Origin of the sequence: Cellulophaga omnivescoria, from assembly GCF_001999725.1 — a bacterium.
In the GTDB taxonomy this organism is placed as follows: Bacteria; Bacteroidota; Bacteroidia; order Flavobacteriales; family Flavobacteriaceae; genus Cellulophaga; species Cellulophaga omnivescoria.
Genome location: NZ_MDDP01000015.1, coordinates 38,934 through 53,774, shown reverse-complemented (window position 1 = coordinate 53,774; position 14,841 = coordinate 38,934). Strand labels below are relative to the sequence as shown.

The following is a 14,841-nucleotide window of genomic DNA, read 5'->3' as shown; positions in this document are numbered from 1 at the left end:
TTGAAAACATACCTCTCAAATTTGTAAACATTTTTTATTTGGTCTTAAAAACTACCGTTAAAACATATATTACTTAAATATTTAAAATTAAAAACGCTAAACGGCTAAACACCCAATAAACATCAGCGGTTAACCACAAATAAAACAACTGTTCATATTGTTTATAGAAAACTACATAAACTCTAGCCCTTAAACGTATTACAATTAGGCCTACGCATACAAAAGCCTAGTATTCACAACATTAATACACTGTTCGGTATTTTTCAGTATAAATTAGCTTTTAAATTGAATAACTTTTTTTAAAAAAATCAACCATTAGATTATTCATAAAAAACTTTTTATGATAAAATTGAATACAAAATTCTTTCATATAAACAGTGTAAAATTAATTACTCTTTTAGCTTTTATATTTTTTAGTCAACTATTTTTTGCTCAAACCTCTGGTGTATGGTCAGAAGCTAGTGTGGGAAAATGGACATCTATAAGTTCTGACGGTTTAGTACGTATAGAAGTTACAGTTACTGGTTATGTAGATATTCTTGGCGGTGATACTATGCTTTGTTCTCCTGATGCTTTTAGTGACCCAACTATTACAGGAACGCCGTCTTTAGAAGTAGCAATTACTGGTGATGAAGATTCTGGCTTAATCACTTTTCAGTTTTATGATACCAGAACAAATGCCTTAGTAGATATCCAAAATCCTATTTTACACGTGGATAAAGTTGGTGAGACAAATCCCGGATTATTAGGTCCAAACTCTAAAGGTAATTTTGATCTAGCAGGAGGTTACCAATGGAATAAACTAAGCTCCAATGATAATTTTGAAGATTCGAACACGCATTTTTCAGGGAGCACTAGCCCTACTTTAATAACTTTATTTGATGTTGAGGAATGTGATAACAAGGCTGGAGGTAGTTTACAATTTAATGCCTTGATTAATGCTTTCAGTTTAGAAACAAAGTTGCAACGATTTTCTTTTTTTCCTCTTAATAACGCTCCAAATCAAGATAAAGTAGAATTTGCTTTTTCTAACCTAGTAATAAACCCTTGTACCTCTGGAGCTATTGTTGGTACTCCTACAGATAACGACACAGATGGTGACGGTATAAATAATAGTTGCGATTTAGATGATGATAATGATGGTATTTTAGATACCGATGAAGGTAGTTGTACTCCTGTACAATCTGGTGCTTGGACTATTGCTGGCAAAACTGCTTCTTTTAATTATGGTAACGGAGTTATTGCAAACATAACCACAACAAACTCTACCGATTTTGTAAGTGGTAATTTTACAAATCCTGGTGTAGATTTTTGGAGTGAGGATTTACAAGGAGATATTTCTCTTGCTGCTACTTATGATAGCGGAGTAACAGTTACTGTTGAGTTTGTAGATGCCGCTAACAACCCCGTTTTTGTAGATAAACCTATGCTTCATCTGGATAGAATTGGTGGTAATGATATTAGTGATAATCAAACCTCGGCAGAAATAAGCCTATTAAACGGTTTAACGTGGTCAGAACTCGCAGGTACATTCGACTTTGTTTCTGATGCAACCACTGTAAAAGATGGTGGTACTGGATTACCATCAGATGGTTATGACCCCGAAAGCTCATTAAAAGATAGCAATGGTTCTGCTGCTGGAACATTACAAATTAACCAAAGAGTATCTACTTTTACATTACAATTAACACAAACAACTCCTTCTGGTACAGAAGATGAAATAGAACTTATACTATTTGCTTGTAATGACAGAGATTCGGATAACGACGGTGTTCCAGATTTATTGGATTTAGATTCTGATAACGATGGTATTTTTGATGTTATTGAAGCCGGACATAACCAACCTCATACCAATGGTATTTTAGGTACTGCTGTTAGTGAAGATGGTATTTTTGATGCCTTACAAACCAGTAGTGGTGTTAATAATGGCACTGTTGATTATACTTTAGCAGATTCTGAGGCAACACCAAACGGAACACCAGATTATTTAGAGCTAGATGCAGATGGCGATGGTTGTAATGATGTTTTAGAAGCAGGATTTACAGATCAAAATTACGATGGGATACTTGGTAATTTACCAACAGTTGTTACAACAAATGGTACTGTTATTAGTAGTATGGTAATAGATGGTTATACCACACCTAACAATGCAGATAGCAGCACAGGAAATACAGTGTTAGATTTTCAGCAAGTAGGACAAGCGCCAACTATAACAAACACAGCAAACCAGCCACAAGATATTTTAACCAATGGCACAAACCCAGAAACTTTTGTGGTTACTGCAACTGGACAAGCGTTAACATATCAATGGCAAGTAGACCGTTTAGATGGTAATGGTTTTGTAGATATAAATGATGCCAACACAGTAGATATTTATACTGGCAGCAAAACTAACACACTTACATTAACAGGGATTACAGCTAGTTATGATGGGTTTTTATATCAAGTTATTATTAATGATGAAACCTTTTCTTGTGCCAATCTTACTTCTAGTAGTGCTACAATTATTTTTGATGATACACCACCAGATGCTCCAATTGTTGTTATTACTGAAGACACAAATAATGATGGTTTTTTAAATACAAGCGAATCTGTTGGAGATGTTGATGTTACTATTACATTACCTGCCAATGCTGCCGAAAATGATATTTTAACCATAAATGGTAACAACCAAACTTTAACTGCAACCGATATTACAAACGGAGAAATACTTGTAAGTTTTACTCCTCCAGCAGAAGATGGTTCTTTAACAGTTACCGCAACAATTACAGATCCTGTAGGTAATACTAGTAACCCTGGTTCTGATAGTATTTCTGTAAATACTGCTCCAACTTCTGCTCCTGTAGTTGTAATTACTGAAGATGCCAATAACGACGCTATTATAAACAGTACAGAATTGGTTGGTGATATTGATGTTACCATTACATTACCTTCCGAAGCTATTGCTGGGGATATTTTAACCATAAACGGTACTAATCAGACTTTAACTGCGGCAGATATTACGGCTACAGAAGTAACAACAACTTTTCCAAGTCCGGGAGAAGGCAACACATTAACGGTAACGGCTTCTATTACTGACACTGCAGGAAATACTAGTACTAATGGAAGCGATTCTGCTAGGATAGATACTATATTGCCAATACCTACACTAACAATAAATGACGTTACTGCAGATAATACCGTAAACTCGGCAGAGACTGCCGGTAGCATAACTATTACAGGTTCTGTTGGTGGTGATTTTAATATAGGTGATACCGTTACTCTGGTAATTAATGGTTTTACAAGCACAGGAACTGTAGATGCCTCCGGTAATTTTAGTATTTCTGTTAACGGTAGTGATCTTGCTGCAGATACAGATACAACCATAAATGGTAGTGTTAGTACAACAGATACTGTAGGTAATATAGGAACAGCTACAGCAATTAAAACTTATAATGTAGATATTACTGCGCCTACGCCTATGCTAACAATTAATGATGTTACCGCAGATAATACAGTAAACTCAGCAGAGGCTGCTGGTAGCATAACTATTACAGGTACCGTTACAGGAGAATTTAATACTGGAGACAGTGTAACTCTTCTTATTAATGGTGTTTCTAGTACAGGAAACGTAGATGCATCTGGTAACTTTAGTATACCTGTTAGTGGTAGCAATTTAGCAAATGATGCAGATACAACAATAGATGCATCAATTACAACAACAGACAATTCTGGTAATACAAATACAATAAATACAACTAAAACATATAATGTAGATGTTACTGCTCCTACACCTACTCTAACAGTAAATGATGTTACTGCAGATAATATTATAAACACAGCAGAATCAACATCAACCATAACTATTACTGGTACTGTTACAGGAGAATTTAACGTGGGAGATACGGTTACACTTATCATAAATGGTGTTTCTAGTACAGGAAACGTAGATGCATCTGGTAACTTTAGTATTCCTGTTAGTGGCAGCAATTTAGCAGATGATGCAGATACAACAATAGATGCATCAATTACAACTACAGACAATTCTGGAAACACAAACACAGTAAATACAACTAAAACATATAATGTAGATGTTACTGCTCCTACGCCTACACTAACAATAAATGACGTTACTGCAGACAATTTAGTTAATACCACTGAGGCGGCATCAACCGTAACCATTACAGGTTCTGTTGGTGGTGATTTTAATACTGGTGATACCGTTACTATGGTAATTAATGGTGTTACAAGCACAGGAACTACAGATGCCGCTGGTAATTTTAGTATTTCTGCTAACGGTAGTGATCTTGCTGCAGATACAGATACAACTATAAATGGTAGTGTTAGTACAACAGATACTGTAGGTAATATAGGAACAGCTACAGCAATTAAAACTTATAATGTAGATATTACTGCGCCTACGCCTACGCTAACAATTAATGATGTTACCGCAGATAATACAGTAAACTCAACAGAGGCTGCTGGTAGCATATCTATTACAGGTACCGTTACAGGAGAATTTAATACTGGAGACAGTGTAAATCTTCTTATCAATGGTGTTTCTAGTACAGGAAACGTAGATGCATCTGGTAACTTTAGTATTCCTGTTAGTGGTAGCAATTTAGCAAATGATGCAGATACAACAATAGATGCATCAATTACAACAACAGACAATTCTGGTAATACAAATACAATAAATACAACTAAAACTTATAATATAGATGTTACTGCTCCTACACCTACTCTAACAGTAAATGACGTTACTGCAGATAATATTATAAATGCCACAGAAGCAGCATCAACCGTAACTATTACTGGTACTGTTACAGGAGAATTTAACGTGGGAGATACGGTTACTCTAATCATAAATGGTGTTTCTAGCACAGGAAACGTAGATGCCTCTGGTGTTTTTAGTATTACCGTTAGTGGTGCAGATCTTCTTGCTGATTCAGATACAACTATAAATGCTTCAATTACAACTACAGATAGCTCTGGTAATACAAATACCATAAATACTACTAAAATATATAATGTAGATGTTACAGCTCCTACGCCTACACTAACAATAAATGATGTTACTGCAGATAATACTATAAATGCCACAGAAGCAGCAGCAAACATAACCATTACAGGTACTGTGAGTGGCGAATTTAACACAGGTGAAACCGTTACTCTTGTTAGTAATGGTGTTACAAATACTGGAACTGTAGATGCCGCTGGTAATTTTAGTATTTCTGTTAACGGTAGTGATCTTACTGCAGATACAGACACAACAATAGATGCATCAATTACAACTACAGATAGCTCTGGAAATGGTAATACCGTAAATGCAACTAAAACATATAATGTAGACGTTACAGCTCCTACACCTACACTAACAATAAATGATGTTACTGCAGACAATGTAGTAAATGCCAATGAGGCAGCATCAACCGTAACAATCACAGGTACTGTTGGTGGCGATTTTAATACTGGAGACCTTGTGACAGTTCTAATTAACGGAAACTCATTTTTTAACGGTGTAAATGCATCTGGTAATTTTAGCATTCCTGTACCAGGTTCAGACTTAGCTTTAGATACAGACACAACCATTAATGGCTCTATTAATACATTAGATGTAGCTGGTAATATAGGTACGGCTAACAATACAAAACTTTACAATGTAGATACCAATTTACCTAGTCCGGTAATTACCATAAATAATATTACGGCGGACAATACTATTAATACTACGGAGGCTTCTACTACTATTACTGTAATTGGCAACGTTACTGGAGATTTTTCAGCAGGTGATATTGTTACTTTAACTGTAAACGGATCTTCTTATACCAGTTCTTTAGATGCTTTAGGTAATTTTAGTGTCCTTATAGCTGGTAGTGAACTTATTTTAGATACGGACTTAACTGTTAATGGCAGTGTTAGTAACACAGATGCTTCTGGTAATATAGGCACAGGAACAACCAACAAGGTTTATAATGTAGATACAACACCTCCCACTCCAACACTAATTATTGATGATGTTACCGCAGATAACGTTATAAATATGGCAGAATCAACATCAAACATAACTATTACAGGTACTGCTACAGGAGAATTTAATAACGGAGATACAGTTACACTATTAATAAACGGTGTCTCTACAACAGGTACTGTTAATGCTTCTGGTATTTTTAGCATTACCGTTAGTGGTGGAGATCTTCTTGCAGATGCAGATGTAACAATAAACGCTAGCTTGGTTACCACAGATAGTGTTGGTAATAGTAATACAATTAATGCAACAAAAATATATGCTTTAGATATTACAGCTCCTACACCAACACTAATTATTGATGATGTAACTGCTGATAATACCATTAATGCTATTGAAGCTTCTCAAAATATAACAATTACAGGTTCTGCTACAGGAGAATTTAATACCGGAGATACGGTTACATTATTAATAAACGGTGTTTCTACAACAGGTACTGTTAGTAATACCGGAACGTTTAGTATAATAGTGTCTGGAAATAATTTAGCTTTAGATGCAGATACTACTATAGATGCAAGCTTAACAACTACAGACGTGGCTGGCAACACTAATAGTATATCTACAACTAAAATTTACAATGTACAAACCGCAACTATTGCAACGCCAGTTATTACAGCTATCAGTATAGATAGTAATATTCCTAACGACGGAATTACTAACGATAATACCATATTAATTTTTGGAACTTCTGAACCTAACAGGACTATAACAATATATATTGATGCTGTACAAATAGGAACAGCAACATCGGACACTACAGGAAATTGGATATTAGACTATACCGCAACTGTTTTACCAGATAGAAACTATAATATTACTGCGGTAGCTAATGATACTTTTGGCAATATTAGTTTTTCTTCATCAACGTATCCAATTGTTATAGATACAGAAGCTCCTATTGCAAATGACCAAACTACAGATAACCTTACGCCTATTATTACTGGTACTGGTAGTGCAAATGAAACTTTAACTATTGCTATTGATGTTGATGCTGACGGTACACCAGAAGTTACTTATACAGTTACAACAGATGCTGCAGGTAACTTTAGTTTAGATACAAACACGGCTACTCCAATTAGTGGTACTTTACCTAGTTTAGGTTTTCCTAGTACATTAGATATTACTGTTTCTGATGCAGCAGGTAATACAAATACAGCTATTATTTTTATTACAGATGATTTTGATAATGATGGGTTAACTAATGAAGATGAAGCTGCACTTGGTACAGACCCTAATGACGCAGATACAGATGATGATGGTGTTACAGACGGACAAGAGGTTGCAGATAACACCAATCCTTTGGATGACTGTGATTCTCTTAACGGAACACCTTTAGGTACGTCTGACTGTGATGCTGACGGCTTAACTAATGCAGAAGAAAATGCAATTGGCACAGATCCTGAAGATCCTGATACAGATAAAGACGGAATTTTAGATGGACAAGAAGTTACAGATAATACAGATCCTTTAGATGCTTGTGACTCGGTTGGTGGTACACCTCCTTTAGGTGTTGCTTGTGATATTAAAATACAGAATGAAAACATTACACCTGGTACTACAGACGGCACGTTTGTTATAGTAAACATAGAAGCTTTTCCTGATAATACTGTAGAAATTTTTAACCGATGGGGTGTAAAAGTTTACAGTGCTAAATCTTATGATAATACATCTAGAGCATTTACAGGAGTTTCTAATGGTAGAGCCGTTGTTAAGTCTAGCAGCACATTACCAGCTGGTGTGTATTACTACATAATTAACTATGTAAAAAAGGGAGAACCAAAAACTAAAAACGGCTACTTATACCTTAATTAATTGTATAAAATGATATCAATATATAAACATAAAAAACACGTATTTAGCCTTATTGGGCTGCTGTTATTTGCTCTTGGAGTAAACGCTCAGCAAGATGCGCAGTATACGCAATATATGTACAATACAATTTCTATTAATCCGGCTTATGCTGGCTCTAGAGGAGCATTAAGTATAGCAGCTTTACACCGTTCACAATGGGTTGGTTTAGATGGTGCTCCTGTTACACAAACATTTAATATTCACGCTCCAGTTTCTGCAAAATCAGGCTTAGGCTTGTCTGTTATTAATGATGAAATTGGTAATGGTACTAACCAAGATACCTATATAGATGCCTTATATTCCTATACCATTAAAGCATCAGAAAAAGGAAAAATTTCATTTGGATTAAAAGCTGGTGGTCATTTTTTAAATATAAATCACAATAAATTAAGAGCCAATAACCCTACAGTTGCCACACCAGATAATGGTGTAGACAAACAATTTTCTCCAAATTTTGGCGCTGGTATTTATTACCACGAAGATAAATTTTATGCGGGTTTATCTATTCCTAATTTTTTAGAGACTAAACATTTTGATGAGTCTTCTACAAGCACATCATACATTGCAGAAGAACAAGTGAACTGGTATTTAATTACAGGTTATGTTTTTAATTTAAATAGCGATTTAAAAATGAAACCCGCTACCCTATTAAAAACAACTTATGGCGCTCCGCTACAAGTAGATGTTTCTACTACGTTTTTATACAAAGACAAATTTTCTATGGGTGTTGCTTACAGATGGGATGCTGCTTTAAGTGCCCTAATTGGCATACAAGCCACACAACGTTTAATGATAGGATTGGCGTATGATAAAGAAACCTCTGCTTTAGGTGGCACTACTTTTAACGATGGCTCTTTTGAGGTTTTTCTTAGATACGATTTTAAATCTAAATTTAGAAATGCACTAACACCAAGATTCTTTTAATATGAAAATACATAAAATTATAATTGGTAGTTTTTTATTTGTAACAGCTCAGTTTACAGCAATTGCACAAACAAAACAGTTAGCAGAGGCAGATAAACTTTTTAATACCAGAGCTTATGCCCTAGCCATTAAAGAATACAATAAACTAATTAGTAAAGGTGAAACCTCTATAGATATTTATAAAAAATTAGGTGATGCGTATTACTTAAATGCAAACTATAAAGAAGCTGCTAATTGCTATTCAAAATTAATAATGCCAGATCTAAAAAATTCTGATTCTGAATATTTGTTTAAATACGCACAAACATTAAGGTCTAACGGAAAATATGATGAAGCAGAAAAAATAATGCTTCAGTTTAATAAAATTAAGCAGCAAGACTTAAGAGCGTCAAAATTTATAGAAAAAGTAAATTATTTAGAAAACTTAAAAAACATCAAACAAAAATACATCTTAACCAACTTAAAATCTAACTCTGTAGAGTCAGACTTTGCGCCATCTTTCTATAAAGATACCTTAGTTTTTTCTAGCGCTAGAGATACTGGTTTTTTGGTAAACAATGTACACGAGTGGAACAATAGACCTTTTTTAAATTTACATTCTGCAAAAAAAGACAGCACCGACTTTATACACTTAGGTAGCTTTGCAAAAGAGTTAAACACCAAAACTCACGAGTCTTCTACAGCTTTTACTAAAGATGGTAAAACGGTATATTTTACAAGAAATAACTCGGAAAACGGTAAATTTTCTCCAGATAAAAACGGATTAAGCAGACTAAAAATTTATAAAGCTACATTAGAAAATGGTAAATGGACAAATGTAACTGAATTGCCTTTTAATAATGATGACTATTCCGTTGCTAACCCAACACTAAACTACGCAGAAGATAAATTGTACTTTGCTTCAGATATGCCTGGTACGCTTGGCGCTTCAGATATTTTTGTTGTAGCTATTAATAGTGATGGAAGCTTTGGAATTCCGCAAAATTTAGGAGCTAAAATTAATACCGAAGGTAGAGAAACGTTTCCTTACATATCTGAATCTGAAACCTTGTATTTTGCTTCAGACGGACATCCTGGTTTGGGCGGCTTAGATATTTTTTATATCAACCTACAACAACAAAATGCTGAGGTTAGTAATATGGGAAAGGGTGTTAATAGTAAACAAGACGATTTTTCTTTAATTATAAACGAATCTAAAAACGAAGGCTATTTTTCTTCTAACAGACCTAAAGGGAAAGGAAGTGATGATATATATAGATTTACAACAGAGTCTATTTCTACTAATGTAAATGGTAAAGTAATTGATAAAGAAACTAAAAAAACTGTAGCTAATGCTACTGTTACTATTTATGATTATGAAAACAATAATTTAATAGAAACTATTAGTGATGAAAATGGTTTTTTTACAACAGAAATAAATTTACCAGAAAAAAAGTACCGTTTTATAGCCAAGAGCAATGGTTACACAGATGCTGTAAAGTATATATATTCTCCTAAAAATAGTACAAAAAATAAAGAGGTTATTTTAGAATTACAAAATTCTGAAGAAGCAACAGCGGTAGGCTCCGACTTAACAAACTATTTAAAATTAAAATCTATTTATTTTGATACTAACAGTTCTTACCTAAGGGTAGAATCATATCCAGATTTAGATAAAGTTGCAAACTATATGCTAGAGAATCCTACGGTTGTAATAGAAGTTGGCTCACATACAGATAGTACAGAGAGTGATACCTACAACCTGTGGCTATCTAAAAGAAGAGCAAAATCTACTGTAAAATATCTTGTATCTAAAGGTGTAGAGCAAAGCAGAATTTCGGGTATTGGTTTTGGAGAATCTCAACTGCTTAATAAGTGTAAAAACGGTGTAAAATGTTCTAATGAAGAACACGCTGTTAATAGAAGATCAGAATTTATAATTATAAATAAGTAAGTAAGTAAGTAAGTATAAAAAAAGGCCAGAAATACTACTATTTCTGGCCAAACAAAACTTACTAACACACTTGGTTTAATTAACTTTAAACTCAAATATTTGTGAATTGGAACTGTTATTCTCTTGGTCTGTTGTTACAACTTGCCAATAGTAAACTGTTCCTGGACTTACAGTGTGCTCTAAAAAAGCATCTGTAGTTGTACCTATACTTGTAGCCGGTGGTGATGTTGTTGCTACAAAAACTTCATAGTCTTTAATATCATTATCTACATCTGTACCACGCCAACTTAAAGTTACTTTATTATTAGATGCAGAAACCGTTTCTCCTATCTCTGGTGATAGCGCTTCTGCCATAAAAGGTGCATAATTTACAATTCCGTCTCCTGCCAAATAAAATTTCCAAACATCACTTTTTGCCGTTTCTGTGGTGGTATTAGATGTAGAAACAACGTACCATGAATATGGTTCTCCTTTGGTTAAAGTAACATCTAATGTTTCTGATGTAGTTGTAAATGTATTTTCTTGTTCTGTACTTAAGTTTTTAATTACTACATTATAACTGTTAACATTAGTTGCTCCTTGCCATGTAAATGTAACTGTAGCCTGCGTACCATTTATAGATGAGCCAGTTAAACATACCTCATCATTTGCAGGTAAGCTTAAGGTAGAAGCTGTTGGAGGAAAAACTTCTGGTTCAGACGGACTATCATCTCCGCCGCCACCGCAACTAGATAAAATTACTGCAGCTATAAATCCGTATATTTTTAAATACTTTGTATACATTACTTAATAATTTTAAATGTTTTGTTTATTGTTTTCCCTTTTACAGTTACCACATATTTCCCCTTTTTTAAGGCTGAAGTAGCAATTGAAATTTCCCTATTAACATCAACCTCTTTTGTGTCAGAAATCAATTGTCTACCTGTAAAATCATACAAAGTATAGGTAACTTTTAAATCTTTACCTGCGCAGTATACTTTTAATTCTGTTTCTACTGGATTAGGAAAAAACCGAACCTCCTCAGACACAAAAACTTCTTCTGTATATTTTCCTTGGCAATCTATACCAGTTTCTGCAGAAATTCTGTTCATACCGGGTTGTAATTTAAGTAGTATTTGGTCTTCTGTAGTCTCATAAGTAATACCATTTACCGTAACAAAATAAACCTTAGCTCCTTTTAAACTTAAACTTGCACTTTTATTAGAGGTATCTATTTTAGAAGAAACAGATAAATCTTGAGGTTCTGTAATAACAAGTGTAAAACACTGCTCATAATCTGTTTCACCATCTATAGTAAAACAAACAGTATATGTACCAGCATTTAAATTGTCTAAAACTAATTCTGTTGTAAAGTTTTCTTGTACAGAAAAATTATTAGGTCCAGATACTGTTGCTGTATAATTTAAACTTTCTGCAGTTGTAACCGTAATTTTACCATTGTTGGCATCCTTACAAGTTTCACTAACTGTTTCTATTTGGTAGTTGGTAACTGCCAATGTAAATAAACTACATCCAGTAACATCTACGGTAGTACCTACTGGAGTATTTGGGCAGGCGTCATCTGCATTTGCAACACCATCACTATCCAAATCATTAGGGTCTACAAAAGGTTTATCTGCATAAATTATAAACTCACCTGCTTCTAAATTTATGCCTGTAGCGGTTGTTGTTACTTCTAGCGGTGTGTTTTTACTTAAAAGATTATACCACGTACCAGTTTCCTGAAAATCTGCAGTTATATTCTGTGCAGACATTCCAAAATTTCCTAAAACAACTACGTATTTTATTTGGTCTGATGTAGCACTCTCTAGCGTTAAATGTATTTTTTTTAAACCGTTTGCATTAGAAGCATCAACAGTAAAATTAGCAGTAGTAAATACTTCTGCATTTTTCTTAAGATTGATAATCTTGCTCCAGCTATTGTAAACTGCTTTTCTATTAGGGTCATTTGCATACTCCCACAATATTGGTTTATTACCTACACGGCCGTTTTCATCAATAGAGATATCATACCCAAGTTCTCCAAATTGCCATATCATTTTTGGTCCCGGAACTGTAAAGAAGAATGCTCCTGCCGTCTGCAAACGCTCTAAAGATGTATTTAGGTCTTTAGTAGAGTAATTGCCTTCTTCATTACCAAAATTTAAACTTTTGTAAAGCAATCGTTCCTCATCATGGCTTTCCATATAAGATATTGCAGACGCTTGCTTAAATCCTTTTTGCTTGTAAGAAACACCAGAAAAATTAGATTTACCAGCTGTATTATATCCCATTAAAGCCTCATTGTAAGCTTCTGTTTGTTTATTCCAAAGTAAAATTCCTTTACCCTCTGCAACTCTATAATCTGCCCATTGCTCTTCTTCTGTAATACCTCCTAAATGTTCAAAAATAATATAGAAATCATTATTTACTGCCCACTGGTCATCTGCATATTGTTTTAAAACATCTACTCTGTCTTGTTGGTAAGCATTAGTACAGCTATCATCATTTGCGGTACAATTTTGAGTAAAGCCTTTGGTTAAATCCCATCTAAAACCATCTAAATTAAATTCCTCTATCCAATATTGAGCAGTACGTTTAACATACTCTTGTGTAGCTACAGATTGATGGTTATAATCGTTAAAAACACTATAAGAATGCTTTGCATCAATATTAAAAAATGGGTTATCTGCAGTAACCCTACCGCCTAAACCACCATTGCTATCATTCCATAATCTAAAATATGGGTTTTGACCACTGGCGTGATTATAAACCACATCTAAAATTACAGCTATACCTCTGCTATGACATTCGTCTACCAAACTTTTGAAAGCATCTTTAGTGCCATAATATTTATCTAATGCCATATGAAAAGATGGATTGTATCCCCAACTTTCATTCCCATCAAACTCACTCACAGGCATAAGTTCTATAGCGTTTATACCAAGTTCCTGAATATAGTCTAACCTGTTTTCTAGTGCTTTAAATGAGTGCAGCGCATCAAAATCTCTAAGTAATACCTCATAAATTACTAAATCTGTTTTATCTGGAGCAACAAAATTTGTTGTTTGCCAATTATAATCTGTATCACCAGTACGTAAAATAGTAACAGCTTCTGTAGTTAAATTTGTTGGGTAAGCAGGTAAATTAGGATATGTAACCTCATCTATATATTGATCTGAGTATGGATCTAAAACTAAAGTAGAATAAGGATCTGCAACATTAATTTCAAAATTCACCAAATATTGATACATATGATTGGTTTGCGGTGTTAGACCTGTTAGCTCTATCCAAAATCTATCTGATGCACTATCTTTTTTCATTAGATAGTTATTGTCTATTTGCCAGTTATTAAAATCGCCAATAACGTGCACAAAATCTTTTAAAGGAGCATATAAAACCAGTGTTGCTTTTGTAGCATCTACTGGGTCTAAATTAATACCGTCTAGCATACCAGCAGGTACCGGAGCTTCCTCTACTGTTGGAGAAACTACGGCATTAAATGATGCAGATTTAGTTTCTGCTTCATTTGTAACCTCTAAACTAAAGTTGGTGTTTTGTGTTATGTTAAAATTATAGCTGTAATCTGTAATTGCCGTTTGGGTATTTACAACTACATTATTTGCCTTTAAAACAAAAGTTGCGCTGATTGAAGAAGTAGCTGTAATTGCTAAATTATCTCCAGAGTCTAATACAGTTGTTGTTTGCGTTGGTGAGTTAAGGTTAAATTGGAACGTACCAACATTAAAGATATAGTCTTGTGATTTTTTATCGCCGTCTCCGTTTTTTGCTTTTATTAGCAACCCTATTTGCCCTATATTAGTTCTATTAAAAAAACTAGAGGGAGTTAAAGTAAAGCTATAAGTACCATCTGTATTAGCTGTAAGTTTTTGATCTTCATTAGAGTTTGTCCAGCTACCATTTGTAGGTGAGTCTTGAGAATTTTCACCATCTGCATCTAAGGACCAAGCCCAAAGGTAAACATCAGTAACACCCCAAATAGATGTATCTAAATTAGATACGGTAATGGTAATTTCTTCGTTCTCTCCAAAAGCTTCTGGAGAAATTGAGTAAGTTACGTTTTGCTGTTGTGCAATAGCAATTGATGTTAAAAATAGTAAAAGTAGTAGTACAGTTTTTTTCATAG

Annotated in this window: 5 protein-coding genes; 3 read left to right on the top strand and 2 right to left on the bottom strand. The window is 34.2% G+C overall.

The annotated features are described in order from the left end of the window. The first annotated feature begins 340 nt into the window (after window positions 1-340). From BFJ87_RS08885 to BFJ87_RS08875, 3 genes are read left to right on the top strand one after another with little or no spacing between them, the layout of a single operon-like run. Window positions 341-7,819 carry an Ig-like domain-containing protein gene (locus BFJ87_RS08885; protein ID WP_077403016.1) on the top strand — a complete coding sequence of 2,493 codons (7,479 nt, stop codon included), beginning with the start codon at window positions 341-343 and terminating at the stop codon, window positions 7,817-7,819. 9 nt (window positions 7,820-7,828) lie between these two features. Further along, window positions 7,829-8,782: a PorP/SprF family type IX secretion system membrane protein gene (locus BFJ87_RS08880; protein ID WP_077403013.1), complete on the top strand. Its 954-nt coding sequence runs from the start codon at window positions 7,829-7,831 to the stop codon at window positions 8,780-8,782. 1 nt (window position 8,783) lies between these two features. Beyond that, window positions 8,784-10,715: an OmpA family protein gene (locus tag BFJ87_RS08875; RefSeq protein ID WP_077403010.1), complete on the top strand. Its 1,932-nt coding sequence runs from the start codon at window positions 8,784-8,786 to the stop codon at window positions 10,713-10,715. A gap of 75 nt (window positions 10,716-10,790) precedes the next feature. On the opposite strand, the gene BFJ87_RS08870 is transcribed toward BFJ87_RS08875, so the two are convergent. Both BFJ87_RS08870 and BFJ87_RS08865 read right to left on the bottom strand, forming a co-directional pair. Continuing rightward, complete coding sequence (locus BFJ87_RS08870; RefSeq protein WP_077403007.1) at window positions 10,791-11,498, bottom strand: hypothetical protein; 708 nt, start codon at window positions 11,496-11,498, stop codon at window positions 10,791-10,793. Further along, window positions 11,498-14,839, bottom strand: a complete 3,342-nt coding sequence (locus BFJ87_RS08865; protein WP_077403004.1) for an alpha-amylase family glycosyl hydrolase — start codon at window positions 14,837-14,839, stop codon at window positions 11,498-11,500. The genes BFJ87_RS08870 and BFJ87_RS08865 overlap by 1 nt, the downstream gene beginning before the upstream one ends. Window positions 14,840-14,841 lie beyond the last annotated feature (2 nt).